Source organism: Streptomyces sp. CC228A (assembly GCF_021390935.1).
Taxonomy (GTDB): domain Bacteria; phylum Actinomycetota; class Actinomycetes; order Streptomycetales; family Streptomycetaceae; genus Streptomyces.
Genome location: NZ_JAJPUI010000001.1, coordinates 861666 through 888389 on the forward strand (window position 1 = coordinate 861666; position 26724 = coordinate 888389).

Genomic DNA, 26724 nt, shown 5'->3' on the forward strand with positions numbered 1-26724 from the left:
GCTACTTGCGCATGACCTCGGGCTCGTGGCGCCTCAGCAGCCGCGCGACCAGCACGCCCAGCACCGCGGACATGACCAGCAGCACCGTGACGTTCAGGCCCCACTGGCCCGCGCTGTGCTCCCACAGCGGGTCCAGGTCGGTGGGGTTCTTCGGGTCCCACGGCACCATCAGGTGCGACAGGTCCAGCGTCGTGGCGGCGCCGGCGAGGCCCCAGCGGGACGGCATGAGCCAGGCGAACTGCTCCAGGCCCGGCGAGCTGTACACCTGGAACAGGATGCCGGTGAACACGACCTGCACGATCGCGAACATGACCAGCAGCGGCATGGTCTTCTCGGCGGTCTTGACCAGCGAGGAGATGACGAGGCCCACCATCATCGAGGTGATGCCCAGGGCGGTGACGACGATGCACAGCTCGACGGCCGGCGGCATGAGCAGTCCCTCGGCGGGCATCTCGCGCGGGATGAAGCCGATGGCGCAGATGATGACGCCCTGGAGGGCGGTGATGACGCCCAGGACGATCACCTTGGACATCAGGTACGCGGAGCGGGACAGGCCGGTGGCCCGCTCCCGTTCGTAGATGACCCGTTCCTTGATCAGTTCCCGTACCGAGTTCGCGGCGCCCGAGAAGCACATGCCGACCGCGAGGATCAGCATGATCGTGCCCGCGGCGCCGTTGAACCGGGAGGGCGGGGTGGGCGGCGCGAGCCCGAACTTGGCGGGGATGACGACGGAGACGGCGCCGAGGACCGCAGGCAGGATCACCATCAGCGCCAGGAAGCCCCGGTCGGAGGCGATCACGGACACGTAGCGGCGGATCAGCGTCCAGAGCTGGGCGCCCCAGCTCTGCGGCTTGGGCGGCCGGGCTGCGGACTGCACCGGCATCTGGACCGGCTGCGCGGCGACGGCGTCGATGTCGGCGGCGTACAGCTGGTAGTGCTGCGAGCCCTTCCAGCGGCCGGCCCAGTCGTAGTCGCGGTAGTTCTCGAACGCGGAGAAGACGTCGGCCCACGTCTCGTAGCCGAAGAAGTTCAGTGCCTCGTCCGGCGGGCCGAAGTACGCCACGGAACCGCCGGGGGCCATGACGAGCAGCTTGTCGCAGAGCCCGAGCTCGGCGACGGAGTGGGTGACGACGAGGACCGTGCGGCCGTCGTCGGCGAGCCCGCGCAGCAGCTGCATGACGTCGCGGTCCATGCCCGGGTCGAGGCCGGAGGTCGGCTCGTCCAGGAAGATCAGCGACGGCTTGGTCAGCAGCTCCAGGGCCACGGAGACGCGCTTGCGCTGGCCGCCGGAGAGGGAGGTGACCTTCTTCTCCTTGTGGATGTCCAGCTTGAGCTCGCGCAGCACCTCGTCGATGCGGGCCTCGCGCTCGGCCTCGGCGGTGTCGCCGGGGAAGCGCAGCTTGGCCGCGTAGCGCAGCGCCTTCTGGACGGTCAGCTCCTTGTGGAGGATGTCGTCCTGCGGCACCAGGCCGATCCGCTGGCGGAGCTCGGCGAACTGCTTGTACAGGCTGCGGTTGTCGTAGAGCACGTCGCCCTGGTCGGCGGGGCGGTAGCCGGTGAGCGCCTTGAGGAGCGTCGACTTCCCGGAGCCGGACGGGCCGATGACGCCGATGAGCGACTTCTCCGGGACGCCGAAGGAGACGTCCTTGAGAATCTGCTTGCCGCCGTCGACGGTGACGGTGAGGTGGCGGGCGGAGAAGGAGACGTCGCCCGTGTCGACGAACTCCTCCAGCCGGTCGCCGACGATGCGGAACGTCGAGTGGCCGACACCGACGATGTCGTTGGGGCCGATGACGACGGTGCCGGACTTGGCGATCGGCTGGCCGTTGACGTACGTGCCGTTGTGCGAGCCCAGGTCCCGCAGCTCGAAGCGGCCGTCGGGGTGCGCGGTGAACTCGGCGTGGTGCCGGGAGACCTGGAGGTCGGAGACGACCAGTTCGTTCTCCAGGGCGCGGCCGATGCGCATGACGCGGCCCAGCGCGAGCTGGTGGAAGGTGGTCGGGCTCCGGTCGCCGTGCACCGGCGCGGCACCCGCACCGGCGGGCGCCGCCTGCTGGTGCGGGATCTGCGCCTGGTGGTGCGGCTGGGCGGCCTGCGGCTGCTGATGCACCTGGTGCTGGTGCTGCTGCGGCGCCGGCGCCTGGTGCGGCTGCCCGCCGGGCCATCCCGGCTGCGCGGCCGGGGCGTGCCCCTGGGCGGCGGCCTGGGCGTTGTACGCGCCGGGCGCGGCCGCGGCGGCCTGGGAAGCGGTGAAATCCAGCCGCGGCCCGTCGGTGGCGTTGCCGAGGTGCACGGCGCCGCCCGGGGCGACCTCCAGCTGGTGGAGGCGCTGGCCCTGGGCGTAGGTGCCGTTGGTGGAGCCGTGGTCCTCGATGACCCAACTCCGGCCGTTCCAGCTCAGTGTGGCGTGCCGCCAGGAGACCCTGGCGTCGTCGATGACCACGTCCCCCTGCGGGTCGCGCCCCAGTGTGTACGACCTGGACGGATCAAGGGTCCAGGTCCTTCCGTTCAGTTGCAGTACGAGTTCCGGCACTCCATGCCCCACTACTTGTCCCCCGATGCACCCCCGTCGCTGTCGCGGAGGTCTAGGGATGGCGAACATCGAGGAGGAACTATTTCAGGACCGGGTCCTGATCCGAAAGTCGGGCTGTGTGAAGACCGCGGGCAGACCTCCGCGGGCACCCCCGCGGCGGCCGCCGGGCGCGGCCTTCGCCTGTGCCGGTTGCGGGCGTCCGCCCCTGCCGGGTGCTTCCCCGTACGGGCCTGGGCGGCTCGTGCACGCACCGGAAGGCCGCCCGTGCGTCGCGGCCGCCGTCCTGCTCGACCGGTCCGGCCCGTGCGTGCCCTGACGTCCGTCGCGGCGCGGCCGGCGCCGGACGGGGGCCGGGCCGCGCGCACCCCCGGAGGCCGGCATGGCACGGCCACCGCCACCCCCGACCGGGCCACCGCCACCCCCGACCGGGCGGCCGCCGCCCCGAGCGGGCCGGCTCGGCGCCGCCGCCGGACACGGGCAGGCTCATGCACGTACCCGGGGGCGGCCGGCGCGGCTGCCGGGGTGTGCGGAGGCTCTCCGGGCCGAGGAGGCGCGGGCGCTCCGCCCGTGGGGCGGGTGTGTCCGCTGGGCGGGACGGGGGCGATGGGGCGGGGGCGGGGCCGATACGGTGGAAGCACCATGAGCGCATCACCGACCTCCGACGTCCCCACCCTTCTCGTCAAGATCTTCGGGAAGGACCGCCCCGGCATCACCGCCGGGCTCTTCGACACCCTTGCCGCGTTCGCCGTCGATGTCGTGGACATCGAGCAGGTCGTCACCCGCGGCCGCATCGTCCTGTGCGCGCTGGTCACCGAGCCGGCCGCGGGCGCTGAGGGTGAGCTGCGGGCCACCGTGCACAGCTGGGCCGAGTCCCTGAAGCTCCAGGCCGAGATCATCTCGGGCACCGGCGACAACCGGCCCCGCGGCCACGGGCGCTCCCACGTGACGGTGCTGGGCCACCCGCTGACCGCGGAGAACACCGCCGCCATAGCGGCCACCATCACCAAGGCGGGCGCCAACATCGACCGCATCTTCCGGCTGGCGAAGTACCCGGTCACGGCGGTCGAGTTCGCGGTGTCCGGTGTCGAGACCGAGCCGCTGCGGACCGCCCTCGCCACCGAGGCGCACGAGATCGGCGTGGACGTCGCCGTGGTCGCCGCCGGCCTGCACCGGCGGGCGCAGCGGCTGGTCGTCATGGACGTCGACTCCACGCTCATCCAGGACGAGGTCATCGAGCTGTTCGCGGCGCACGCGGGCTGCGAGGACAAGGTCGCGGAGGTCACCGCGGCGGCGATGCGCGGCGAGCTGGACTTCGAGCAGTCCCTGCACGCGCGTGTGGCGCTGCTGGCGGGGCTCGACGCGTCGGTGGTCGACAAGGTGCGGGCGGAGGTGCGGCTGACGCCGGGTGCCCGCACCCTCATCCGTACGCTGAAGCGGCTCGGCTACCAGGTGGGTGTGGTGTCCGGCGGGTTCACGCAGGTCACGGACGACCTGAAGGTGCGGCTCGGGCTGGACTTCGCCTCGGCGAACACGCTGGAGATCGTGGACGGCAAGCTGACGGGGCGGGTCACCGGGGAGATCGTGGACCGGGCGGGCAAGGCGCGGCTGCTGCGCCGCTTCGCCTCGGAGGCGGGTGTGCCGCTCGCCCAGACGGTCGCGATCGGCGACGGCGCCAACGACCTGGACATGCTGAACACCGCCGGGCTCGGGGTCGCCTTCAACGCGAAGCCCGTGGTCCGGCAGGCGGCGCACACCGCGGTGAACGTGCCGTTCCTCGACACCGTGCTCTATCTGCTCGGCGTCACGCGCGAGGAGGTCGAGGCGGCGGACACCGAGGCCGACTGACCTTTGCGGCGGTCACCGCGAGCGGCGGGGCCCGGGCACCCTTCCCCGGCGGGGCGGGTGCCCGGGCCTCGTCATGACGGCACCGGGCGGCGGGCGGGCGTCACATGTGCGGCGCCCAGTAGGCGGTGAGCCTGCCCACGCCGTGCTCCACGGACTTCCAGGAGCCGTCGAACGCGACGACCGCGATCGCGGAGGTGGGGAAGCCGCCCCGGTTCATCCGCGCGAGCAGGTCGTCCTCGGCCTCTCCGGACAGGGCGTCGGCGAGTGCGTGCACGCCGGGGTTGTGGCCCACCAGCAGGAGGTCCCGGACCTCGTCGGACTGCTCGTTGAGCACGGCGATGAGCTCGCCGAGGGATGCCTCGTAGATCCGCTCGTCGTACACGGTCCTGGGGCGCTCCGGCAGCTCGGGCACCACGAGCTTCCAGGTCTCCCGGGTGCGGACGGCGGTCGAGCACAGGGTCAGGTCGGGGGTGATGCCGGTCCCGGCGAGCCAGCGGCCGGCCACGGGCGCGTCCTTGCGGCCGCGGTCGGCGAGCGGTCGCTCGTGGTCGGAGTCCTGGGACCATTCGGCCTTCGCGTGCCGGAGGAGCACGATCCTGCGGGGTGTGTCGACGCTCATGACCCCAGCTTCGCATGAAACGGACCTTGTGGCGCAGGGTGTTTGAGGGGTCCCTGGACGCGTACGAAGGTCTGCTGGAGGTGTTCGAGGATGCGGCCGACCGCCGGGGTGCGTCCCGGCGACGCCTGTGCCTGACCGGGCCCTGCGACGAGCAGGAGGAGCGCGGTGAAGGCCACCGCGGGCAGGGTCAGCGCCCACCACGGCAGGCGGACCGCCTGCGTGCCCGTGGTGCGGGTGCGGACCGTACCGGACCCCTCCGTCGTCATGGCGGCCTCCGTCGTCGTCGCGGGATCGTGGCTTCGGGATGCCCTCACGCTACGGAGCGGCCGGGGCCCGGCCCATCAGGTGGGACACCCACTCGACCCTGACCCGCGCCCCCTAGAAGACTGCTGAAAATGTTGGGTTCTGGCCTCGCCGCGTCAGCGGCGGGGCCAGACTCGTCTTGTGGTGCAAGGGGAGTGGGTTGGGGAGACGATCGGGCCGGATGTGTGGGAGACCTGCCGGGAGTTGATCCCGGCTGGGAGTGTCTTCGCGTTCCTGGCCGAGCATCGTGGGCAGCTGTTTCCCGCGGTGATGTTCGAGGACATGTATCCGTCGGCGAACGGCCGTCCGTCGATGCCTCCGCAGGTCCTGGCCGCGGCGATCACGCTGCAGGCCCTGCATGGGATGTCGGACTTCGAGACGGTCCAGGAATTACGCTGTGACCTGCGGTGGAAGGCCGCGTGCGGGCTCGGCTTGCACGATATGGCGTTCGATCCTTCGCTGCTGGCCTACTTCCGCCGTCGTCTGGCCCGCTCGGCTTGCCCGAACCGGGTCTTCGAGGCGGTGCGCGAGGTCGTGAAGGCCACCGGCGTGCTGAAGGGAAAGCACCGGCGGGCACTGGACTCCACCGTCCTCGATGACGCGGTGGCCACCCAGGACACCGTCACCCAGCTGATCTCCGCCGTGCGGGCGGTGATCCGTGAGGTCCCCGGCGCCGGACCTGCCGCGGCCGTGCAGTGCACCGCCCACGACTACAGCGACCCTGGCAAACCGAGGATCGCCTGGAACGACCGGCAGGCCAGGGCGGACCTGGTGGACGCCCTCGTCGGTGACGCACTGCGGCTGCTGGGCCACCTGCCCGAACAGGAACTCGGCGAGAAGGCCGCGAACGCGGCCGGCCTGCTGGCCCTGGTCGCAGGCCAGGACGTCGAACCGGCCCAGGAGTCCGACGGCCGTGACGGACGCTGGCGCATCACCCGGGGGACCGCACCCGACCGCGTGGTTTCCACGGTTGATCCCGAGGCCCGGCACATCCACAAGAACCGGACCCGCCACCAGGAGGGCTTCCGTGCGCATGCCGCGTTCGAGCCCGAGGCGGGACTGTTCACCGAGGTCGCTCTCACCGCCGGCAGCGGAGCCGGCAACCACGAGGCCGCCGTCGCCCAAGACCTCCTCGCCGACGAGGACCAGGACCTGACCGTCCTCGGTGACACCGCCTACGGAACCGGCGAACTCCGCGAAGCCCTCGAAGCCGACGGCCACACCCTCGTGATCAAGCCCCCGCCCCTGCGGCAGGCCATCCCCGGCGGCTTCACGACCGACGACTTCCACGTCGACACCCAGGCCGGCCACGTCACCTGCCCGGCCGGCCACACCAAAGCCCTCGGCCGCCCCCTCTCGGGCGGCAACCGCCAGGCCCAGTTCAAAAAACTCTGCCTCGATTGCCCTTTGCGCGAACGCTGCACCAGGTCCAAGACCGGACGCGTCTTCAGCGTCCATCCCCAGTACGACCTCCTCAAAACCGCCCGGGACCAGGCCGCCACCAGCCAGGAATGGCAGGACGAGTACCGCCGCTGGCGACCACCCGTCGAACGCGCCATCGCCTGGCTCGTCGCCAAAGGCAACCGCCGCGTCCCCTACCGAGGCGTCCTCAAGAACAACACCTGGCTCCACAACCGGGCAGCCGCCCTCAACCTCCGCCGCCTCATCAACCTCGGACTCACCCACACCGGCACCACCTGGACCCTCACCCCCACCACCACATAGACCAAAGGGCCGCCCGGCCTACGGCCGGACAGCCCCCCAACAAGATCTTCATCGGCCTTCTAGGGGTAGGGCCGCGCCCGCCGCGCGGCACGCCGGGGAGGCAGCGCGGACCGCGCCGGCGCACGGCGACGGAGGCAGGTGGCGCGCCGCTCACGAGGCGGGCCGCTCACGAGGCGCGCCGCACGCGCCCACCGCCCCACCGCCCCACCGCCCCGCAGGTCACACGGTCGGCCGCGCAGGCCGCCCTCCCCGCCGGTCACCGGGCGGTGCGAGGTCCCACGGCCGCGCCCGCCGCGCGGCCGCCGGGGTCAGGAGGGTGCCGCGAAGGTGGCGATGACGGAGATGACCGCGCCGATGGCGAGCATGGCGCCGAAGACGGCGAGGAGCTTCTTCTGGCCGTTCTTGGGGTTCGGGTCGAGCACAGGCTGCATGGCACCAGTCTCGCATCTCAGCTCTCGTCCTCGACCGTCCGGTCCCGCCCTGCGAGGATGCCCGCGGCCATCTGCGGCAGGAGCAGCCCCATCATCAGCAGCAGGGGCACGTCCCAGCCGCCGCTGTGCTGGTAGAGGGCACCGACCAGGAGGGGGCCGGGCACGGAGACGAGGTAGCCGACGCTCTGGGCGAACGCGGAGAGCCGCACCACGCCCGGGCCGCTCCGCGCCCGCATTCCGATCATGGTGAGGGCCAGCGGGAAGGCGCAGTTGGAGAGGCCGAGGAGCAGCACCCACAGCCACGCCCCGGCCGCGGGCGCGGCGTACAGGCCGGCGTAGCCGACGAGGCCGCTCAGGCCGAGCAGGACGACGAGGGGGCCCTGCTGCCGCATCCGGCCGGCCACCCGGGGGATGACGAAGGCGAGCGGGACGCCCATGGCCATGGTGACGGCCAGCAGCAGGCCGGCGGTGCCCGCGGGGACCCCGGCGTCGCGGAAGATCTGCGGCAACCAGCCCATGGTGATGTACGCGCCGGTGGCCTGGAGGCCGAAGAAGCAGGCGAGGGCCCAGGCGGTGCGGCTGCGGGCGATCCGCGGTCCCGTGGCGGCCCGCGGGGCGGGGCGTCCGGTCCCCGGCCCCGGTCGGTGCCGGGGGCCGCGGGCGGCCGCCGCGGGCGCGTACGACGGCGGTCCACGGCAGCACGGCGAGGACGGCGAGGACCGCCCACAGGCCGAGGCCGGTGCGCCAGCCGCCGCCCAGGGCGGTGGTCAGCGGGACGGTGGCGGCGGCCGCGAGGGATGTGCCGAGGGCGAGGGCCATGGAGTAGAGGCCGGTCATGGTGCCGACGCGGTCGGGGAAGTACCGCTTGACGATGACGGGCATCAGGACGTTGCTGAGGGCGATGCCCATGAGGGCGAGGGCGCTGGCCGCGAGGAACCCGGCGGTGCCGCCCGCGAAGGGCCGTACGAGGAGGCCGGCCGCGATGGCGGCCATGCCGGCCCAGACCACGGCGGCGGGCCCGAAGCGGCGGGCCAGCCGGGGTGCCGCGATGCCGAACAGGGCGAAGCACAGCGGCGGCACGGCCGTCAGCAGGCCGGCGGCGCTGCCGCTCATGTGGAGGCCGGTGCGGACCTCTTCGAGGAGGGCGCCGAGGCTGGTGATGGCGGGCCGGAGGTTGAGCGCGGCGAGGACGAGTCCGACGACGAGGAGGCGGCGGAGCCACCGGGGAACCGGGGGCTGCTCCTCCTGGCGGGGGGATGCGGGGGATGCTGGGGGCGTGAGGGTGCGGGTCTGGAGGTCGTCGGACATAACACCATCATAGAATCATGGGATGATTGGTTGTCCAATCGTGAACGACGTCGCGGCAAGGCCGACGAGGAGAGGACCAGGACAGGCATGGCGCTCAGCTCCCCCCGCCGATCGGGGCTGTCGGACCAGGTGATCGCGCAGTTGCGGAACCAGATCACCTCGGGCGAGTGGCCGGTCGGCTCGCGCATCCCCACCGAGCCGGAGCTCGTCGAGCAGCTGGGCGTGGCCCGCAACACGGTCCGCGAGGCGGTGCGCGCGCTCGCGCACAACGGGCTGCTGGACATCCGCCAGGGGTCCGGCACCTACGTGGTGGCGACCAGCGAGCTCGCCGGGGTGATGCACCGCCGCTTCGCCGGCGCGGACCCGCGGCACGTGGCGGAGGTCCGCTCGACGCTGGAGTCCACGGCCGCGCGGCTGGCCGCGCAGCGCCGCACGGAGCGGGACGTGCAGCAGCTCGACACGCTGCTGGCCCGGCGGGAGGAGGCGTGGGCGACGGGCGACGCCGAGCTGTTCGTGTCGGCGGACTCGACGTTCCACCTGGCGGTGGTCGCCGCGTCGCACAACGAGGTGCTCGGCGAGCTCTACGCCGACCTCGGCCACCTGCTGCGGGACTGGCTGCGCGAGGACGTGGGCCGGGAGCTGCGCCCTGAGCACCACATGGACCACGCGCGGCTGGTGGAGGCGATCCGGGCGGGCGACGCGCAGACCGCGGCGGCGGAGGCGGCGGGCTACCCCTTCATGTGCCTGCGGGACCCGCGGCCGGCCGGTGGGTGAGCCAGACCGCGCGGACCTCCTTCCAGCACCGCTCGGTGAGCTGCACGTGGGCGGTGGGCGCCACGTCCACCGGGGCGCTGTCCACGTCGAGGTCCCACCACCGGGCGCACTCGACGTGCAGTTGGACGCGGTCGGTGCGGGGATAGGGGTTGTGGCAGTACGCGGTGACGCGTGAGCCCTCGACGGTGGTGCCGCAGCGGGCGGTCTGCTCCTCGGCCGCGGGGCCGCCGTCGCGCGAGGCGGTCCGGGAGGCTGCGGCGGGGGCGGTTTCCGCCGGTTCGGCCGCGGCCGAACCGGCGGGCAGCAGGGCGGCGAGCGCCGCGAGAAGCGCGGCGGCACGGCGCGGGACGCGGTGTTCGGGCGGCACGGCGGCACCTCCTCCCCGTCGGCCGGGAAGGCGGGCCACCCGGCTCGACCAGTGTGCCGCAGACGCACGCGGGCCGCGCGCCGTCCGGGTGACGGTCACGCGGCCTCGTGCGGGAAACGGCAGGTCAGGCACCCATGATGTGGACGCCGCCGTCGACGTGGATGATCTCGCCGGTGGTCTTCGGGAAGAAGTCCGACAGCAGGGCGACGACGCCGCGGCCGGCCGGCTCCGGGTCGGCCATGTCCCAGGCGAGCGGGGAGCGCTCGTCCCAGACCTTCGCGAGCTCGCCGAAGCCCGGGATGGACTTGGCGGCCATCGAGCCGATCGGGCCGGCGGAGACGAGGTTGCAGCGGACGTTGTGCTTGCCGAGGTCGCGGGCCAGGTAGCGGCTGGTGGCCTCGAGGGCGGCCTTGGCCGGGCCCATCCAGTCGTACTGCGGCCAGGCGAACTGCGCGTCGAAGGTGAGGCCGACGACCGAGCCGCCCTGCTCCATGAGCGGCAGGCAGGCCATGGTCAGCGACTTCAGCGAGAACGCCGAGACGTGCATCGCGGTCGACACCGACTCGAACGGCGTGTGGAGGAAGTTGCCGCCGAGGGCGTCCTGCGGCGCGAAGCCGATGGAGTGGACGACGCCGTCGAGGCCGCCGAGCTCCTTGCGCACGGTCTCCTCGACCCGGGCCAGGTGCTCGTCGTCGGTGACGTCGAGCTCGAAGACCGTGGCGGGCTTGGGAAGCTTCTTGGCGATGCGCTCGGTGAGGGTGGGGCGCGGGAAGGCGGTGAGGATGACCTCGGCGCCCTGCTCCTGGGCCACCTTCGCGGTGTGGAAGGCGATGGAGGACTCCATCAGCACACCGGTGATCAGGATGCGCTTGCCGTCGAGAATTCCGCTCATGTTGCTCAGTGACCCATGCCCAATCCGCCGTCAACCGGGATGACGGCTCCAGTGATGTACGAGGCGTCGTCGGAGGCGAGGAAGCGCACCGCGGCGGCGATCTCCTCCGGCTGCGCGTAGCGGCCGAGCGGCACCTGGGAGACGATGCCGGACCGCTGCTCGTCGGTGAGCACCTTGGTCATGTCGGTGTCGACGAAGCCGGGCGCGACGACGTTGAAGGTGATGTTGCGGGATCCGAGTTCCCGGGCGAGGGAGCGGGCGAAGCCCACCAGTCCGGCCTTGGAGGCGGCGTAGTTCGCCTGGCCCGCCGAGCCGAGCAGGCCGACGACGGACGAGATCAGCACGACGCGGCCCTTCTTGGCGCGCAGCATGCCGCGGTTGGCCCGCTTGACCACGCGGAAGGTGCCCGTGAGGTTGGTGTCCAGGACGGCAGTGAAGTCGTCCTCGGTCATCCGCATGAGCAGCTGGTCCTTGGTGACACCGGCGTTGGCGACGAGGACCTCCACGGGGCCGTGCTTCTCCTCGATCTCCTTGTAGGCGGCCTCCACCTGCTCGGAGTCGGTGATGTCACAGCGCACGGCCAGGCAGCCCAGCTCGGTCAGCTCGGCCGGCGGCTCGCCCGACCGGTAGGTGTACGCGACCTTGTCGCCTGCTGCGGCGAAAGCGCGGGCGATGGCGAGGCCGATGCCCCGGTTTCCTCCGGTGACGAGAACCGAGCGGCTCATCCGATCACCCTTTCCCTAGCTGTGTGTTTCTCCCGAGAACCTATCGGTCCGCCCCCGCGTCCGGGGACTCGGCCCCTGACAGTGGCGTACGGAACTCGCTGTCGGGTCCCTACAGAAAACACTGGGCAGAGGGACGGTCGACCGGCGATGATCGGTCCCGACCGGTCGTTCAGGACGTCCACACGACAGGAGACACTGGTGCCACATTCCATCGACGAAGCGTTCACGGCGCTGCCGCTGCGGGCGCTCGCCGACGCGGCGCTGGCGCGGGCGCGGGCGCTCGGCGCGGAACACGCCGACTTCCGGTTCGAGCGGGTGCGCAGCGCGTCGTGGCGGCTGCGGGACGCCCGGCCGGCGGGCTCCTCGGACACCACCGACCTCGGGTACGCGGTGCGGGTGGTGCACGGCGGGGCCTGGGGCTTCGCGTCGGGCGTGGACCTGTCGATGGACGCGGCGGCGAAGGTCGCGTCGCAGGCGGTGGCCATGGCGAAGCTGTCGGCGCAGGTGATCGCGGCGGCGGGCAGCGGGGAGAGGGTGGAGCTGGCGGACGAGCCGGTGCACGGGGAGCGGACGTGGGTCTCCTCGTACGGCGTCGACCCGTTCACCGTGCCGGACGCGGAGAAGACCGGGCTGCTGGCGGACTGGAGCGCGCGGCTGCTGCGGGCCGGCGGGGTGGCGCACGTGGACGCCACGCTGACGGCCGTCCACGAGAACAAGTTCTACGCCGACACGGCGGGCACCGTCACCACGCAGCAGCGGGTGCGGATCCAGCCGCAGCTGACGGCGGTGGCGGTGGACGCGGCGGGCGGCGGGTTCGAGTCGATGCGGACGCTGGCGCCGCCGGCGGGGCGCGGCTGGGAGTACCTGACGGGCACCGGCTGGGACTGGGACGCGGAGCTGGAGCGGATCCCGGAGCTGCTGGCCGAGAAGATGAAGGCGCCGAGCGTCGAGGCGGGGACGTACGACCTGGTCGTGGACCCGTCCAACCTGTGGCTGACGATCCACGAGTCGGTCGGGCACGCCACCGAGCTGGACCGGGCGCTCGGCTACGAGGCGGCGTACGCGGGCACGTCGTTCGCTACCTTCGACCAGCTGGGGAAGCTGCGGTACGGCTCGCCGGCGATGAACGTGACCGGTGACCGCACCGCCGAGCACGGGCTCGCCACCGTCGGCTACGACGACGAGGGCGTGGAGGCGCAGTCCTGGGACCTGGTGAAGGACGGGGTGCTGGTCGGCTACCAGACGGACCGGCGGATCGCGCGGCTCACCGGGCTCGGGCGGTCCAACGGCTGCGCGTTCGCGGACTCGCCGTCGCACGTGCCGGTGCAGCGGATGGCGAACGTGTCGCTGCTGCCCGAGCCGGGCGGGCTGTCCACGGAGGACCTGATCGGCGGCGTCGAGCGGGGCATCTACGTGGTCGGCGACCGGTCCTGGTCCATCGACATGCAGCGGTACAACTTCCAGTTCACCGGCCAGCGGTTCTTCCGCATCGAGAACGGGCGGCTGGCGGGCCAGCTGCGGGACGTCGCGTACCAGGCGACGACGACGGACTTCTGGGGCTCGCTGGAGAAGGTGGGCGGCCCGCAGACGTACGTCCTGGGCGGCGCCTTCAACTGCGGCAAGGCCCAGCCGGGCCAGGTGGCCGCGGTGTCGCACGGCTGCCCGTCCGCCCTCTTCCGCGGCGTGAACATCCTCAACACGAACCAGGAGGCCGGCAGGTGAGCCGCCGCACCGTACCCGCGGCCCCCCGCCGGGGGCCCGGGGGCCGCGCCCCGCAGACGCCCCGCCCGCACACGAACCAGGAGGCCGGCCGATGAGCCCCGTGAGCAGCAAGCCGTACGAGATCGTCGAGCGGGCGCTGGAACTGTCCAGGGCCGACGGGTGCGTCGTCATCGCGGACGAGCGGTCGTCCGCGAACCTGCGGTGGGCGGGGAACGCGCTGACCACGAACGGGGTCACCCGGGGCCGGACGCTCACCGTCGTCGCGACCGTCGACGGGGCCGAGGGCACGGCGTCCGGGGTGGTGTCCCGGTCGGCGGTGACCGCCGAGGAGCTGGAGCCGCTGGTGCGGGCCGCGGAGGAGGCCGCCCGGTCGGCGGGCCCGGCGGAGGACGCCGGTCCGCTGGTCGCGGGGGTGCCGGAGTCACCGGACTTCGGGGAGGCCCCGGCCGAGACGTCGCCGGAGGTGTTCGCGGGCTTCGCGCCCGCGCTGGGCGAGGCGTTCGGGCGGGCCGGGGCGGGCGGCCGGGAGCTGTACGGGTTCGCGTACCACGAGCTGACCAGCACGTACGTCGGTACGTCCACGGGGCTGCGGCTGCGGCACGACCAGCCGAACGGGACGCTGGAGCTGAACGGCAAGTCCCCGGACCGCACGCGGTCGGCGTGGGTGGGGCGGGCCACCCGGGACTTCGGTGACGTGGACCCGCTGGCCCTCGACGAGGAGCTGGCGCAGCGGCTCGCCTGGGCGGAGCGGCGGATCGAGCTGCCGGCCGGGCGGTACGAGACGCTGCTGCCGCCCACCGCGGTGGCGGACCTGCTGATCTACCAGCAGTGGTCGGCGGCGGCCCGCGACGCGGCGGAGGGCCGCACGGTCTTCTCGAAGCCGGGCGGCGGGACCCGCGTCGGGGAGAACCTCGCCACGCTGCCGCTGACGCTGCGCAGCGACCCCGCGGAGCCGGGCCTGGAGTCGGCGCCCTTCGTGATCGCGCACGCGTCGGGCGACGACGCGTCGGTGTTCGACAACGGGCTGCCGCTGGCGCCGGTGGACTGGATCCGCGAGGGGCGGCTGGAGCACCTGGTCACGACCCGGCACAGCGCCGGCCTGACCGGGCTGCCGGTGGCTCCGGGCGCGGGGAACCTGATCCTGGAGGGCGGCGCGGACCGGTCGCTGGAGGAGATGGTGGCCTCGACCCGGCGGGGCCTGCTGGTGACCTGCCTGTGGTACATCCGCGAGGTGGATCCGGCGACGCTGCTGCTGACGGGGCTCACCCGGGACGGGGTGTACCTCGTCGAGGACGGCGCGGTGGTCGGCGAGGTCAACAACTTCCGGTTCAACGAGTCGCCGGTGGAGCTGCTGCGGCGGGCCTCGGAGGCCGGCCGCACGGAGCGGACGCTGCCCCGGGAGTGGAGCGACTGGTTCACGCGCACCGCGATGCCTCCGCTGCGGGTGCCGGACTTCAACATGAGCTCCGTCAGCCAGGGCGTGTGACCCGTCCGGGGAGGGCCGTGCGCCGAGGGGCGGGCGGGCGCCGTCGGGCGGCCGGGGCCGTGCGGGCACGACCTAGACTGGCGGGCGACAGACGACATCAGGAGGAACGAGAACCGTGACGGACATCGTCGACGAGTTGAAGTGGCGCGGGCTGTGGGCCCAGTCCACCGACGAGGAGGCCCTGCGCAAGGCGCTCGCGGACGGTCCCGTCACGTTCTATTGCGGCTTCGACCCGACGGCGCCGAGCCTGCACGTGGGCCATCTCGTGCAGGTGCTGACCATGCGGCGGCTCCAGCTCGCCGGGCACCGGCCGCTGGCGCTGGTCGGCGGGGCCACCGGGCAGATCGGCGACCCGAAGCCGACCGCGGAGCGGACGCTGAACTCGCCGGAGACGGTCGCCGCCTGGGTGGAGCGGGTCCGCTCGCAGATCGAGCCGTTCCTGCTCTTCGAGGGCGCCAACGCCGCCACGATGGTCAACAACCTGGACTGGACCGGCGGGATGTCCGCCATCGAGTTCCTGCGGGACGTCGGCAAGCACTTCCGCGTCAACAAGATGCTGACGAAGGACTCGGTGGCCCGGCGGCTGGAGTCGGAGCAGGGCATCAGCTACACCGAGTTCTCGTACCAGCTGCTCCAGGGCATGGACTTCCTTGAGCTGTACCGCCGCCACGGCTGCGTCCTGCAGCAGGGCGGCAGCGACCAGTGGGGCAACCTCACCGCGGGCCTGGACCTGATCCACCGGCTGGAGCCGGGCGCGGAGGTGCACGCGCTGGCGACGCCGCTGATGACGAAGGCGGACGGCACCAAGTTCGGCAAGACCGAGGGCGGCGCCGTCTGGCTGGACCCGGAGATGACCACCCCGTACGCGTTCTACCAGTTCTGGCTGAACGTGGACGACCGGGACGTCTCCCGCTACCTGCGGATCCTCAGCTTCCGGAGCCGTGAGGAGCTGGCGGAGCTGGAGCGCGTCACGCAGGAGCGTCCGCAGGCGCGGGCCGCGCAGCGGGCGCTGGCGGAGGAGCTGACGACGCTGGTGCACGGCGCCGAGCAGTGCGCCGCCGTGATCGCCGCGTCGAAGGCGCTGTTCGGGCAGGGCGAGCTGGCGGAGCTGGACGCGGCGACGCTGGCCGCGGCCCTGTCGGAGCTGCCGCGCGCCGAGGTGGCGGAGCTCGGCCCGGTCGTGGACCTGTTCGCCGAGGTCGGCCTCGTGCCCAGCAAGTCGGCGGCGCGGCGCACCGTGAAGGAGGGCGGTGCCTACGTGAACAACGCGAAGGTGACCGCCGAGGACGCCGTGGTGGAGCCCTCGGACCTGCTGCACGGGCGGTGGCTGGTGCTGCGCCGCGGCAAGAGGAACCTGGCGGCGATCGAGCTCGCGGCCGGCTGAGCCGCGCCCGCATGCACACGGCGGCCCGGGAACGTGCGGCGTTCCCGGGCCGCCGTCTCTGCGGGGGCCGTCAGGCCCGCTCGCGGCCTCTGCCGCGTACGGCCATGTAGATCATGTCGCCGACGCCGACGATCACGACGGCGGCGATGACCTGGAGGGCGTGTCTGCCCCAGTCGATGCCGGCCGTCTCCTCGATGCCGAAGCCGCGGGCCAGCGCGTTGCCGACGACGCCGCCGATGATGCCGAAGATCGTGATCAGCCACAGGGGGCTGTGCTGCTTGCCCGGCAGGATCGCCTTCGCCAGCAGGCCCAGCACGAATCCGACGATGATCGCCCACAACCAGCCCACAGCTGCCTCCTCGGGTACGCCTCTCGCACATGCGGACTCTGACAGTGTCGGCCCGGACGCGGAGCGCCGCATGTCGAGGCGTCCGAGCGGCTGCGGCACCCCCGGGATCCGGAGCCGCCGGGTCCGGCGTACGGTGGGGGGAGAGTGAGGGTCGGTCGCCGAGTCGGTGGTGGAACGCGATGCGGAAGCGCAGCAAGTCCGAGGTCTTCCGGATCACCGGAGCCCGGCAGGGCCTTGAGGACGACGTGCGGGCCCGGCAGCGGCGCTATGTGATCTCGATGTCGGTGCGCACCTTGTCGTTCGTGCTGGCGGCGTGCCTGTGGAACGTCTCGCGGTACGTGGCCGTGGTGGCGCTGGTGCTGGGCATGGTCCTGCCGTACATCGCCGTGGTGATCGCCAACGCGGGGCGGGAGAGCAGCCCGGGGCTGCCGTCGACGTTCGTGGCGACGCCGCCGGTGGAGCGGGCGGAGATCGGACCGGCTCCGGAGCGGGCCGCCGGCACCGCGCCGCCGGAGCCCGGCCGGGGGCCGGAAGCGGAACCGGAAGCGGAGGACAGACCCGTCTCCGGGGCCGGTACGAAGCTCAAGAAAAGCTCAGAGCAATAGCGACGATCCGGTGCACCGCGGCGGGCCCCGCGTGACATACTGCGTACGCGCTCCGTATCCCCCGTCGGAGCGACGGACCGACGCCGGGCAGCTCCCCCCGTGGCTGCCCGGCGTCGCCTTTGTCCGGGCCGGTGCCGCGGCCGGCCGTACCGGGAGTGGCGTGCCGGGACGGGTGCCGCGGGCCCGGGACGTGGACGTGTCGACCTGGGACGTGTGTGGTGAACGACGAGACCGGCCTTCCGATCTGCTCCGCGAAGGGCTGCCGTGGCGCGGCCGTGTGGGTGCTGGCGTGGAACAACCCGAAACTGCACACCCCCGAGCGCCGCAAGACCTGGCTGGCCTGCGACGAGCACCGTGAGCACCTGTCGCAGTTCCTCGGCGTCCGGGGGTTCCTGAAGGACGTGGTGACGCTCGCCGCGTGGGAGTCGTCAGCCGCCGATCGCTGACATCGGGCGGTCGGGCTGCAGGAACGACGGGTCGTCGAGACCGGAGCCCGCCTTCTTGCCCCACATCGCCTTGCGCCAGATGTCGGCGACCTCCCCGTCGCCCGCGTCGGAGCGCAGGGTGGCGCGCAGGTCGGTCTCCTCGCGGGCGAACAGGCAGGTGCGTATCTGCCCGTCGGCGGTGAGCCGGGTGCGGTCGCAGGCCCGGCAGAAGGGCCGGGTGACGGAGGCAATGACGCCGACGCGGTGCGGGCCGCCGTCGACGAGCCAGCGCTCGGCGGGGGCGGAGCCGCGCTCCTCGCCCGCCTCCTCCTCCGGGGCGAGGGTGAAGCGGGTGCGCAGGGACGCCAGGATGTCCTCGGCGGTGATCATGCCGTCGCGCTTCCAGCCGTGCTGGGCGTCCAGCGGCATCTGCTCGATGAAGCGCAGTTCGTAGTCGTGGGCGACGGCCCAGGCGAGCAGGTCGGGGGCCTCGTCGTCGTTGAGGCCGGGCATGAGCACCGAGTTGACCTTGACGGGGGTGAGTCCGGCTTCCCGGGCGGCGGCCAGGCCCTCCAGCACGTCGTGGTGGCGGTCGCGGCGGGTGAGGGTCTTGAAGACGTCGGGGCGCAGGGTGTCGAGGGAGACGTTGACCCGGTCGAGTCCGGCGTCCCTGAGGGCGGCGGCGGTGCGCTTGAGGCCGATGCCGTTGGTCGTGAGGGACATCTTGGGGCGGGGGGTCAGCGCGGCGCACCGCTCGACGATCCCCACGAGGCCGGGGCGCAGGAGCGGCTCGCCGCCGGTGAAGCGGACCTCGGTGACGCCGAGGTCGGTGACGGCTATGCGGATCAGCCGGACGATCTCGTCGTCGGTGAGGAGGTCCGGCTTCGCCAGCCACTGCAGGCCCTCCTCGGGCATGCAGTACGTGCAGCGCAGGTTGCACCGGTCCGTGAGCGAGACCCTCAGGTCCGTGGCCACGCGGCCGTAGGTGTCGATGAGCACGTGCACGCCTCCCCCGGTATACCGGTTCGCATCCGTGTTGCCCTTGCGGCGTCACCGGGGCGACGGGTGTCGCTCCGGTCACAGCCCTTTCCTTGAGCCTACGCGACGCAGGTGACGACATCAGTGGCCTTTTGAACCAGGAAGCGGGGCGGCCGCGTCGTAGCTCCCTACGACGCGGCCGCCCCGCGGTCACTTGCGGTGTTCGGGTCAGTGCGCTCCGACACCGGTGAGCGACTTGACCTCCAGTTCCGCGTACTTGCCCTCGTCGGGCTTCTCCCTGCCCAGGACGGAGCCGAGCCAGCCGAGCAGGAAACCCAGCGGGATGGAGATGATCCCGGGGTTCGACAGCGGGAACCAGGCGAAGTCCACGCCGGGGAACATCGAGGACGCCTGGCCGGAGACGACCGGGGAGAACATCACGAGGAACACGGACGCGAAGAGGCCGCCGTAGATCGACCAGAGCGCGCCGGAGGTGGTGAACCGCTTCCAGAACAGGCTGTAGAGGATGGTCGGCAGGTTCGCGGAGGCGGCCACCGCGAAGGCGAGGGCGACGAGCCCGGCGACGTTGAGGTCGCGGGCCAGGGCGCCCAGGGCGATGGACACGATGCCGATGAAGACGGTCGCCCAGCGGGCGGCCCGCACCTCCTCCTGCTCCGTGGCCTGGCCCCGGCGGATGACGTTGGCGTAGATGTCGTGGGCGAACGACGACGACGAGGCCAGGGTGAGTCCGGCGACGACGGCGAGGATGGTCGCGAAGGCGACGGCCGAGATGACGGCGAGGAGGATGGCCCCGCCCGCCGAGTCCGCGCCGCCGACGTGCAGGGCGAGCAGCGGCGCGGCGGTGTTGCCCGCCGGGTTGGACGCCTTGACCGCGTCCGGGCCGACGATGGCGGCGGCGCCGAAGCCCAGGGCGATGGTCATCAGGTAGAAGGCGCCGATGATGCCGATGGCCCAGTTGACGGACTTGCGGGCGGCCTTGGCGGTGGGGACGGTGTAGAAGCGGATGAGGATGTGCGGCAGCCCGGCGGTGCCGAGGACGAGGGCGATGCCGAGGGAGAGGAAGTCCAGCTTGGAGACGGCGTCCACGCCGTACTTGAGGCCGGGCTCCAGGAAGGCGGCGCCCTGCCCGCTGTTCTCCGCGGCCTTGCCGAGCAGCTCGGACACGTTGAAGTCGTACTTCAGCAGCACCAGGAACGTGATGAGCAGGGTGCCCGCGATGAGCAGGACGGCCTTGACCATCTGGACCCAGGTGGTGCCCTTCATGCCGCCGATCGTGACGTAGAGGATCATGAGGATGCCGACCAGGGCGACGATGAGGATCTTGCCGGTGTCGCTGCTGATGCCCAGCAGCAGTGACACGAGGACGCCGGCGCCCGCCATCTGCGCCAGCAGGTAGAAGATCGACACGACGATGGTGGACGTGCCGGCGGCGGTGCGGACGGGCCGCTGCCGCATCCGGTAGGCGAGGACGTCGCCCATGGTGAAGCGGCCGGAGTTGCGCAGCGGCTCGGCGACCAGGAGCGGTGCGGTGCGCAGGCAGCGCGGCCCGGGGCGGGGCGCGCGGCAGGCCCGGCAGACGGGAAGCAAGGGCAGGGACGGCGGCCTAAGGTGGCGGCCATGACCACCACCCGATACGCCGCGCTGCTGCGCGGGGTCAACGTCGGCGGGGCCAGGAAGGTCCCCATGGCCGAACTGCGCACCGTACTCACCGGTCTCGGCCACCAGGACGTGCGGACCTACCTCCAGTCCGGCAACGCCGTGTTCAGTACGGGCTCCGATGCTCGCGAGGAGGACCTCGCCGCAGACCTCGAAGCGGCCCTGGAGGAGCGTTTCGGGTTCCACACCGACTGCCTCGTCCGCAGCGGCCCCTCCCTGCGGGCCGTGGTGGACGCGTGCCCCTTCCCCGCCGCCGACCTGGAACCCAGGCAGCTCCACGTCACGTACTTCTCCGCCCCCGTCACCCCCGAGCGTTTCGCCTCCGTCGACCGGACCGCCTTCCTCCCCGAGGACTTCCGCCTCGGCGTACGCGAGGTGTACCTCTACGCCCCGGACGGGCTCGGCCGCTCCAAGCTCGCCGACGCCCTGGCCCGCCCGGCGCTCCTCAAGGGCGTCACCGCCACCACGCGCAACTGGAACACCGTCGTGAAACTCGCCGAGATGGCCGGGACGCAGGCCCCCTGACCGTCCCCCGTCCCAGGTCCGTCCCCGCCCCCGGCCCCCGAACCGACCCCGCACCGGGCCCCCGAACCCCCGCCTCCCGGCGCCCCGTCCCCGCCCCGGGGGCCCCGCATCTCCGCGCCCGCCCCGTGCGCCCACCGGGGCGTCCCGCCGGTGGACGGGCAGGCGCAGACTCAGCGGCAGTTCCGGCTCAGACCGCGGCCGAAGGCCCTGGCGGCCGTCAGGTCTGGCGCACCGGCTCGTACGCGTCGGCGTCCAGCCCGAACGTCCAGGCCACGCCCTCCTTCGCGGTCCGGGTCCCCGGCGGCACCCGCAGCCAGTACGTGCGGTACGTCCCGTCCGGCTCGGGTGTGGAGTTGACCACCTCTACCATCACCACGTCCTCGTCGCCCTCCAGCGGTATCCGCCACAGCACCCCCGCCGCGTCGCGGCCCACCGGGGTCGCCCCCGACTCCCGCAGGTAGCGCTCGTAGCCGTAGTGCTCCAGCATCACCCGGCGCAGCTCGGCGTTCTCCTCGTCCCTGATCCGCTCCGGTGTGAGCGACGCGAGCTCCGCGAGGAACGCGCCGGGCACCGGCATCCCCCGCCACGCGTGGAGGCGGAAGCCGTCCGGATAGGCCAGCGCCGGACCGTCGCCCCGGTCGAGTCGGCCCGCTTCGTCCCGGTGCAGCTCCACCGGCCGCTCGCAGACCACGGCCAGCCGCTCGTACGGCCACCACCAGCCCGCCGCGCCCGCCACCGCGGCCAGCCCCTCCAGGGGCGTGCCCCCGACCGGATCGAAGGCGCACAGCCACGGCGCGTCGTGCTGCCCCAGCACCGCGTCGAGCAGCAGCAGCCGTACCGCCGCCTCCTGGCCGGGCTCCTCGGCGACCTCCTCCACCAGGCCCGCGCGGACGCGGTCCACCAGCGCCTGCACCGGCTCCCAGAGCCGCGCCCCCGTCGCGTTCCAGTGCTCGCTCCAGCCGCGCGGCCCGAGCCGCTCGTGCAGCAGGGCCCGCTGGGCCGCCCACGGCGCGCTGCGCACCGCGTCGCGCACGCTGCGCCCGCGCGCCTCCGGCGCCGACTCCGGCCCGCCGGGGCCCAGCAACCGCAACGCCTCCCGCGGCGATCCCGCCCACACGATCCGCTGCGGCTCCGCGAGCCCCGCGCTGCGGTAGGCGAGGCGCACACCGGCCTCGGCCACCTCCCGGTCGGCACCGCCCGTGGCGGCCGCGACCGCCCTCCAGTCCGTCTGACCCGTCATCTCCAACCCTTCCCCACCTCGTCTTCGCCCCTGCGCGCCCGCCGTCGGTCCGCGGCACCTCGTGTCCGCGTCGGTCCGCCGTCAGTCCGCGACGATCCGCACCGAGCCCGGTACGTACTCCCGCTGCCGCACCACCCGGTACCAGCCCTTCGGCAGCGGGATCGGCGCGTGCTCCTCGTGCACCACCCGCCCGCCGTCCGGCAGGTGCAGCACCATCGGCCCGAACGGCCCCGGCTCCCGCACCAGCCGGCCCGGGCCGACCACGGCATGCGCGTGCCCCGTCACCTCTCCCAGCGCCAGCACCATCCGCCCCCGCGGGTCCCGCGGCACCTCCGGCGCGTCCGCCACGTGCGGCGGCACCGCCGACTCCGCGACCGGAACGATCAGCACATCCCCCTGCCGGTACACACCCGTCCCCTTCCTCCGACCGGCGCCCACCGCGCCGAGCTGTCCTTCGACCGTAGAGGGCGGGACTGACAACGCCGTCCCGCCCGCCCCGGCCACGGGCGCTGTCAGTGCGGCCTGTTACAACTTGCAGCACCACCGGACAGCGAGTCGCGAGGAGCGCGCGGACATGCACACTGAGGGACACCTGACGGAGTCGTACGGACTCCCCGTCTTCGACTTCCCCCGGCCGGGGGAGGAGCGCGCCGCCGTGCTGCCCGAGGCCGACGCCGTCGCCTGGCGGATCGGCGCCGACGCCTACGACAGCGAGGAGAGCTGGCCGGAGGCGTTCGCCCGGTTCGCCCGGGCCGTCGACACGGCCCGTGTCCGGTCCCTCGTCGTCGGAGCGTGGGAGGAGGCGTACGAGGACGGTCCCGAACCGGTCATCGCCGCGCTGCTGGAGGCGCGGTCGAAGCTGCCCGCCCTGCGGGCGCTGTTCCTCGGCGACATGGACTCGGAGGAGTGCGAGATCTCCTGGATCAACCAGGGCGACGTCAGCCCCCTCCTCGACGGCTTCCCGGAGCTGGAGGAGTTCGGCGTGCGCGGCGGCACGGGCCTCGTCTTCCCCGCCCTGACGCACCGGCGGCTCAGGTCCCTGACCATCCAGACCGGCGGGATGCCGGCCGACGCGGTCAGGGGCGTCGCGGCCAGCGACCTGCCGGCCCTGGAGCGCCTGGAGCTGTGGCTGGGCACGGCCAACTACGGCGCTGACAGCGGACCGGCGGACGTGGCGCCCTTCCTGGACGGCACCCGGCTGCCGCGCCTGCGCAGCCTCGGCCTGTGCAACAGCGACTACGAGGACGAGATAGCCGCCGCCGCGGCGTCCGCGCCGATCGTCGCCCGGCTGGAGACGCTGGACCTCTCCATGGGCGTCCTCACCGACGAGGGCGGCACCGCTCTCCTCGCGGGCCAGCCCCTCACCCACCTCAAGCGGCTCGACCTCAGCCACAACTACCTGAGCGCACCGCTGAAGGAGCGCTTCAAGGAGGTCCTCGGTCGGGCCGGTGTGAGCCTCGACCTGGACAGCGAACACGCCGACGAGGACGAGTGGGACGGACGGGTCTGGCGGTATGTCGCGGTCGGCGAATAGGCAGGGCGGCCCCCGCTTCGCGGTCGTCGGCAACCCCGAGAACCGCCGCGTCGCCCTGTTCGCCGCGGCCGTGCGGGCGGCAGGTCTGCCCGCCCCCCGCGTCGTGCCCTGGCTGGACGTGCTGCGCGGCGGCGGAGCCGCCTTCGCCGCGGACGAGACGGTGCGCCTCGACTCACCCGGCGAGAACGCCGAGGTGGACCGGATCCTCCGGGACACGGACGACCCCACGCGTGTCGAGGGCGGCGCCCGCTGGTACGCCCGGTTCACCGCCGCCGTCCGCACCCTGACCGGGGGCGTACGGCTCGACGACCCCGGCGAGCTCGCCGTGCTCTTCGACAAACGGCTCTGCCACGCCGCCCTGGCCGGGGCCGGCGTACCGGTCCCGGAGTCGCCGACCTCCGCGGGCCGCACCCCCGTGCGCGGCTGGGACGACGTACGCGCCCTGCTGGACGCGCACGCCATGCCGCGGGCCTTCCTGAAGCCCGCGCACGGATCCTCCGCCTCCGGGATCGTCGCCCTGGAGACGGCCGGACACGGCCGGATCCGCGCCACCACCAGCGTGGAAACCGCCGGCGGCGCACTCCACAACTCCCTGCGGATACGCCGCAGCACCAGCGAACCGGAGATCGCCGCCCTCGTCGACGCGCTCGCCCCCGACGGGCTGCACATCGAGCGGTGGTGGCCCAAGGCGTCCCTCGGCGCGGGCCGCGTCGCGGACCTGCGGGTCCTCGTGGTGGCGGGCCGCGCCACCCACGCCGTCGTCCGCACCAGCCGCGCCCCGATGACCAACCTCCACCTCGGCGGCGCACGCGGCGACCTGTCCGCCGCCGCCGACGCGATGGGCCCCCGCTGGGCCGACGCACTCGACGTCTGCGAACGCGCGGCGGCCTGCTTCCCCGGCACGCTGTGCGTGGGCGTCGACCTCCTGCCGGCCACCGGCTGGCGCCGCTTCGCCGTCGGCGAGGTCAACGCCTTCGGCGACCTGCTGCCCGGCCTCACCGGCCTCCCCGGCAGCGGCGCCGAGGGCCTCGGCACCCACGCCGCCCAAGTCGCCGCAGTGCAGCGGCGGTACGCACCGCACCACACCCCGAGGAACCACCGTGCCGGCACCTGACCCCGACGACCTGCCCGACATGAACCGCGTCGTCGGACGCGACGACCTCCTGCTCGTCACCCTCGACACCCTGCGCTACGACGTGGCCGCCGAACTGGCCGCCGCGGGCCGCATCCCCCACCTGGCCCGGCACCTGCCCGGCGGCACCTGGGAGAAGCGCCACGCACCCGGCAGCTTCACCTACGCCTCGCACCAGGCGATGTTCGCCGGGTTCCTGCCCACCCCGGCCGCGCCGGGCCCGCACCCCCGGCTCTTCGCGGCGCGCTTCGCCGGCAGCGAGACCACCGCCAGGCGCACCTACGTCTTCGACACGCCGGACCTCGTGTCCGGGCTCGCCGCCGCCGGCTACCACACCGTGTGCATCGGCGGGGTCGGCTTCTTCAACAAGCAGGGCGCGCTCGGCGACGTCCTGCCGGGACTGTTCCGGGAGAGCCACTGGGAGCCTGCCTTCGGCGTGGCGTCACCCACCTCCTTCGAGGCGCAGGTGGCGCGGGCCGAGGAGGTCGCCGCCCGGGTCCCCCGCGACCGGCGGCTGTTCCTCTTCGTCAACGTGTCCGCGCTGCACCAGCCCAACTGGTTCCACCTGCCGGGCGCGACGCCCGAAGCCGGCGACAGCCGGGCCACCCACGCCGCCGCACTGGAGTACGTCGACCGGCACATCGGCCGCCTCTTCACCGCCATGAGCTCCCGCCGCCGCTGCTTCGCCATCGTCTGCTCCGACCACGGCACCGCCTACGGCGACGACGGATACACCGGCCACCGCCTCGGCCACGAAGCCGTGTGGACCGTGCCGTACGCCCACTTCCCCCTGGAGCCGACCGCATGAACACCCCCCGGCCCTACCAGAGCTACGTCTACGCCTACCCCCACAAGACCGCCTACCGGGCCTTCCCCCCGGCGGACCGGCCCGCCCTGCGGGACCTGTGGCGCGGCGAACGCAAGGACGCCCTGTCGCTCTACCTGCACATACCGTTCTGCGAGGTCCGCTGCGGCTTCTGCAACCTGTTCACCCGCATCGGCGCACCCGACGGGCTCACCGGCCGCTACCTCGACGCGCTCGACCGGCAGGCCGCCGCCGTGCGCGACGCCCTCGGCGACGACCCCGCCGAGCCCGTACGGTTCGCGAACGCCGCGTTCGGCGGCGGCACCCCCACCTACCTCACCGCCGACGAGCTGGACCGCCTCTGCGACATCGCGGAGAAGCGCATGGGCGCCGACCTGCGGGCCGTCCCCCTCTCGGTGGAGGTCTCGCCCGCGACGGCGACCGCCGACCGGCTGGCCGTCCTCGCGCAGCGCGGCGCCACCCGGCTCAGCATCGGCGTGCAGAGCTTCGTCGACGACGAGGCCCGCGCCGCCGTACGCCCGCAGCGCCGCGCCGACGTCGAGGCCGCGCTCGGCCGCATCCGCGACACCGCCGTCCCCGTCCTCAACATCGACCTGATCTACGGCATCGACGGCCAGACCCCGGCCACCTGGCGCACCTCCCTCGACGCCGCCCTCGCGTGGCGGCCGGAGGAGCTGTACCTGTACCCCCTGTACGTCCGGCCGCTCACCGGCCTTGCCCGCCGCACCGCCCACTCCGACCGCGACTGGGACGCGCAGCGCCTCGCCCTCTACCGGCAGGGCCGCGACCACCTCCTCGCCCACGGCTACGAGCAGGTGTCGATGCGGATGTTCCGGCGGGCCGGCGCGCCCCCGCAGGGCCCCGACGACCACGCCTGCCAGACCGACGGCATGATCGGACTCGGCTGCGGAGCCCGCTCCTACACGTCCGCGCTGCACTACTCCTTCGACTACGCCGTCGACATGCGCGAGATACGGGGCATCATCGACGACTACACCGCCACCGAGGACTTCACCCGGGCCGTCAACGGCCGGGACGTCGACGGCGACGAGGCCCGCCGGCGCCACCTCCTGCAGTCCCTGCTCCAGGCCCGGGGCATGCCGTCGGCCGACTACCGGGACCGCTTCGGCTCCGCGCCGCACGACGACTTCCCCGCCGAACTCGCCGCGTTCGCCGCCCGCGGCTGGCTCGACCGCACCGCACCCGACGGACTGCTGCGGCTCTCCCCGGAGGGGCTCGCGCACTCCGACGCCCTCGGCCCCGAGCTGTTCTCGCCGGCCGTCCGGGCCGCGATGGCCGCATACGAACCGAAGTAGCCG

General features: G+C 73.2%; 24 protein-coding genes and 2 pseudogenes. 13 read left to right on the plus strand and 13 right to left on the minus strand.

From position 1 onward, the window contains the following. Position 1: 1 nt before the first annotated feature. The gene (locus L6E17_RS03835; protein WP_236239316.1) at positions 2–2545 is read right to left on the minus strand and encodes an FHA domain-containing protein; all 2544 of its coding nucleotides are present in this window, start codon (positions 2543–2545) and stop codon (positions 2–4) included. A 627-nt stretch (positions 2546–3172) separates the two neighbouring features. Here L6E17_RS03835 and serB point away from each other — a divergent pair. Further along, positions 3173–4378: a phosphoserine phosphatase SerB gene (serB, locus tag L6E17_RS03840; protein WP_236239317.1), complete on the plus strand. Its 1206-nt coding sequence runs from the start codon at positions 3173–3175 to the stop codon at positions 4376–4378. A gap of 100 nt (positions 4379–4478) precedes the next feature. On the opposite strand, the gene L6E17_RS03845 is transcribed toward serB, so the two are convergent. Both L6E17_RS03845 and L6E17_RS03850 read right to left on the minus strand, forming a co-directional pair. Then, positions 4479–4997 carry a histidine phosphatase family protein gene (locus L6E17_RS03845; protein WP_236239318.1) on the minus strand — a complete coding sequence of 173 codons (519 nt, stop codon included), beginning with the start codon at positions 4995–4997 and terminating at the stop codon, positions 4479–4481. Continuing rightward, the gene (locus L6E17_RS03850) at positions 4994–5263 is read right to left on the minus strand and encodes a hypothetical protein (protein ID WP_374108982.1); all 270 of its coding nucleotides are present in this window, start codon (positions 5261–5263) and stop codon (positions 4994–4996) included. Before L6E17_RS03850 ends, L6E17_RS03845 begins: the two co-directional genes overlap by 4 nt. A gap of 181 nt (positions 5264–5444) precedes the next feature. On the opposite strand from L6E17_RS03850, the gene L6E17_RS03855 reads away from it, so the two are divergent. Next, positions 5445–7025 (plus strand): IS1182 family transposase, encoded by a 1581-nt coding sequence (locus L6E17_RS03855; RefSeq protein ID WP_236239647.1) that lies wholly within the window; start codon positions 5445–5447, stop codon positions 7023–7025. A 308-nt stretch (positions 7026–7333) separates the two neighbouring features. Here L6E17_RS03855 and L6E17_RS30390 read toward each other — a convergent pair whose 3' ends face one another. Continuing rightward, on the minus strand, positions 7334–7456 hold the full coding sequence (locus tag L6E17_RS30390; protein WP_268984698.1) for an SGM_5486 family transporter-associated protein: 123 nt from the start codon (positions 7454–7456) through the stop codon (positions 7334–7336). Between the two features lie 17 nt (positions 7457–7473). Continuing rightward, a pseudogene (locus L6E17_RS03860) lies at positions 7474–8764 on the minus strand (CynX/NimT family MFS transporter). An 87-nt stretch (positions 8765–8851) separates the two neighbouring features. On the opposite strand from L6E17_RS03860, the gene L6E17_RS03865 reads away from it, so the two are divergent. Then, the gene (locus L6E17_RS03865) at positions 8852–9538 is read left to right on the plus strand and encodes a FadR/GntR family transcriptional regulator (protein WP_236239319.1); all 687 of its coding nucleotides are present in this window, start codon (positions 8852–8854) and stop codon (positions 9536–9538) included. Here L6E17_RS03865 and L6E17_RS03870 read toward each other — a convergent pair. From L6E17_RS03870 to fabG, 3 genes are all read right to left on the minus strand, one after another. Beyond that, positions 9501–9905: a hypothetical protein gene (locus L6E17_RS03870; RefSeq protein ID WP_236239320.1), complete on the minus strand. Its 405-nt coding sequence runs from the start codon at positions 9903–9905 to the stop codon at positions 9501–9503. The genes L6E17_RS03865 and L6E17_RS03870 overlap by 38 nt on opposite strands. A 124-nt stretch (positions 9906–10029) precedes the next feature. Continuing rightward, entirely contained in the window at positions 10030–10797 is a 768-nt protein-coding gene (gene fabI / locus L6E17_RS03875; RefSeq protein ID WP_236239321.1) for an enoyl-ACP reductase FabI, read from the minus strand. 5 nt (positions 10798–10802) lie between these two features. Beyond that, the gene (gene fabG, locus L6E17_RS03880; protein WP_236239322.1) at positions 10803–11522 is read right to left on the minus strand and encodes a 3-oxoacyl-[acyl-carrier-protein] reductase; all 720 of its coding nucleotides are present in this window, start codon (positions 11520–11522) and stop codon (positions 10803–10805) included. A gap of 198 nt (positions 11523–11720) precedes the next feature. Here fabG and L6E17_RS03885 point away from each other — a divergent pair, with 198 nt between their 5' ends. The 3 genes from L6E17_RS03885 (at position 11721) to tyrS (ending at position 16114) form a co-directional block, all read left to right on the plus strand. Further along, entirely contained in the window at positions 11721–13244 is a 1524-nt protein-coding gene (locus tag L6E17_RS03885; RefSeq protein ID WP_236239323.1) for a TldD/PmbA family protein, read from the plus strand. Positions 13245–13335: 91 nt separating this feature from the next. Next, positions 13336–14730, plus strand: coding sequence for a metallopeptidase TldD-related protein (locus L6E17_RS03890; RefSeq protein ID WP_236239324.1), 1395 nt, complete (start codon positions 13336–13338; stop codon positions 14728–14730). Between the two features lie 115 nt (positions 14731–14845). Further along, positions 14846–16114 (plus strand): tyrosine--tRNA ligase, encoded by a 1269-nt coding sequence (gene tyrS / locus L6E17_RS03895; RefSeq protein ID WP_236239325.1) that lies wholly within the window; start codon positions 14846–14848, stop codon positions 16112–16114. Positions 16115–16184: 70 nt separating this feature from the next. On the opposite strand, the gene L6E17_RS03900 is transcribed toward tyrS, so the two are convergent. Beyond that, positions 16185–16463 carry a GlsB/YeaQ/YmgE family stress response membrane protein gene (locus tag L6E17_RS03900; protein ID WP_236239326.1) on the minus strand — a complete coding sequence of 93 codons (279 nt, stop codon included), beginning with the start codon at positions 16461–16463 and terminating at the stop codon, positions 16185–16187. A gap of 179 nt (positions 16464–16642) precedes the next feature. Here L6E17_RS03900 and L6E17_RS03905 point away from each other — a divergent pair, with 179 nt between their 5' ends. Beyond that, positions 16643–17068 carry a DUF3099 domain-containing protein gene (locus L6E17_RS03905; protein ID WP_236239327.1) on the plus strand — a complete coding sequence of 142 codons (426 nt, stop codon included), beginning with the start codon at positions 16643–16645 and terminating at the stop codon, positions 17066–17068. A gap of 218 nt (positions 17069–17286) precedes the next feature. After that, the gene (locus L6E17_RS03910; protein ID WP_236239328.1) at positions 17287–17514 is read left to right on the plus strand and encodes a hypothetical protein; all 228 of its coding nucleotides are present in this window, start codon (positions 17287–17289) and stop codon (positions 17512–17514) included. Here L6E17_RS03910 and moaA read toward each other — a convergent pair. Then, positions 17497–18492: a GTP 3',8-cyclase MoaA gene (gene moaA, locus L6E17_RS03915; protein ID WP_236239648.1), complete on the minus strand. Its 996-nt coding sequence runs from the start codon at positions 18490–18492 to the stop codon at positions 17497–17499. The two genes, L6E17_RS03910 and moaA, sit on opposite strands and share 18 nt — an antisense overlap. A gap of 207 nt (positions 18493–18699) precedes the next feature. Further along, positions 18700–20019: pseudogene (locus L6E17_RS03920) on the minus strand (cation acetate symporter); the annotation flags it as partial. 90 nt (positions 20020–20109) lie between these two features. Between L6E17_RS03920 and L6E17_RS03925 the strand changes: the two are divergent. Beyond that, positions 20110–20673, plus strand: a complete 564-nt coding sequence (locus L6E17_RS03925; RefSeq protein ID WP_236239329.1) for a DUF1697 domain-containing protein — start codon at positions 20110–20112, stop codon at positions 20671–20673. A 217-nt stretch (positions 20674–20890) separates the two neighbouring features. On the opposite strand, the gene L6E17_RS03930 is transcribed toward L6E17_RS03925, so the two are convergent. Then, positions 20891–21913 carry a DUF6745 domain-containing protein gene (locus tag L6E17_RS03930; protein WP_236239330.1) on the minus strand — a complete coding sequence of 341 codons (1023 nt, stop codon included), beginning with the start codon at positions 21911–21913 and terminating at the stop codon, positions 20891–20893. An 81-nt stretch (positions 21914–21994) separates the two neighbouring features. Then, complete coding sequence (locus L6E17_RS03935) at positions 21995–22321, minus strand: hypothetical protein (RefSeq protein ID WP_236239331.1); 327 nt, start codon at positions 22319–22321, stop codon at positions 21995–21997. A gap of 166 nt (positions 22322–22487) precedes the next feature. On the opposite strand from L6E17_RS03935, the gene L6E17_RS03940 reads away from it, so the two are divergent. Genes L6E17_RS03940 through L6E17_RS03955 form a run of 4 tightly spaced genes read left to right on the plus strand, consistent with a single transcriptional unit; the run spans position 22488 to position 26721 of the window. Beyond that, positions 22488–23447: an STM4015 family protein gene (locus L6E17_RS03940; RefSeq protein WP_236239332.1), complete on the plus strand. Its 960-nt coding sequence runs from the start codon at positions 22488–22490 to the stop codon at positions 23445–23447. After that, complete coding sequence (locus L6E17_RS03945) at positions 23428–24561, plus strand: STM4014 family protein (protein WP_236239333.1); 1134 nt, start codon at positions 23428–23430, stop codon at positions 24559–24561. The genes L6E17_RS03940 and L6E17_RS03945 overlap by 20 nt, the downstream gene beginning before the upstream one ends. 19 nt (positions 24562–24580) lie before the next feature. Beyond that, a complete protein-coding gene (locus L6E17_RS03950; RefSeq protein ID WP_236239649.1) occupies positions 24581–25387 on the plus strand; it encodes an STM4013/SEN3800 family hydrolase in 807 nt (268 codons plus the stop codon). Next, complete coding sequence (locus L6E17_RS03955) at positions 25384–26721, plus strand: STM4012 family radical SAM protein (protein ID WP_236239334.1); 1338 nt, start codon at positions 25384–25386, stop codon at positions 26719–26721. The genes L6E17_RS03950 and L6E17_RS03955 overlap by 4 nt, the downstream gene beginning before the upstream one ends. Positions 26722–26724: the final 3 nt, after the last annotated feature.

Coding starts and splice junctions, on each gene's coding strand:
- L6E17_RS03845 (WP_236239318.1), bottom strand. CDS start 4,997: ATGAGCGTCGACACACCCCGCAGGATCGTGCTCCTCCGGCACGCGAAG.
- fabG (WP_236239322.1), bottom strand. CDS start 11,522: ATGAGCCGCTCGGTTCTCGTCACCGGAGGAAACCGGGGCATCGGCCTC.
- L6E17_RS03955 (WP_236239334.1), top strand. CDS start 25,384: ATGAACACCCCCCGGCCCTACCAGAGCTACGTCTACGCCTACCCCCAC.
- L6E17_RS03865 (WP_236239319.1), top strand. CDS start 8,852: ATGGCGCTCAGCTCCCCCCGCCGATCGGGGCTGTCGGACCAGGTGATC.
- L6E17_RS03950 (WP_236239649.1), top strand. CDS start 24,581: ATGAACCGCGTCGTCGGACGCGACGACCTCCTGCTCGTCACCCTCGAC.
- L6E17_RS30390 (WP_268984698.1), bottom strand. CDS start 7,456: ATGCAGCCTGTGCTCGACCCGAACCCCAAGAACGGCCAGAAGAAGCTC.
- L6E17_RS03930 (WP_236239330.1), bottom strand. CDS start 21,913: ATGACGGGTCAGACGGACTGGAGGGCGGTCGCGGCCGCCACGGGCGGT.
- L6E17_RS03890 (WP_236239324.1), top strand. CDS start 13,336: ATGAGCCCCGTGAGCAGCAAGCCGTACGAGATCGTCGAGCGGGCGCTG.
- fabI (WP_236239321.1), bottom strand. CDS start 10,797: ATGAGCGGAATTCTCGACGGCAAGCGCATCCTGATCACCGGTGTGCTG.
- L6E17_RS03925 (WP_236239329.1), top strand. CDS start 20,110: ATGACCACCACCCGATACGCCGCGCTGCTGCGCGGGGTCAACGTCGGC.
- L6E17_RS03940 (WP_236239332.1), top strand. CDS start 22,488: ATGCACACTGAGGGACACCTGACGGAGTCGTACGGACTCCCCGTCTTC.
- serB (WP_236239317.1), top strand. CDS start 3,173: ATGAGCGCATCACCGACCTCCGACGTCCCCACCCTTCTCGTCAAGATC.
- L6E17_RS03850 (WP_374108982.1), bottom strand. CDS start 5,263: ATGACGACGGAGGGGTCCGGTACGGTCCGCACCCGCACCACGGGCACG.
- L6E17_RS03945 (WP_236239333.1), top strand. CDS start 23,428: ATGTCGCGGTCGGCGAATAGGCAGGGCGGCCCCCGCTTCGCGGTCGTC.
- L6E17_RS03905 (WP_236239327.1), top strand. CDS start 16,643: ATGCGGAAGCGCAGCAAGTCCGAGGTCTTCCGGATCACCGGAGCCCGG.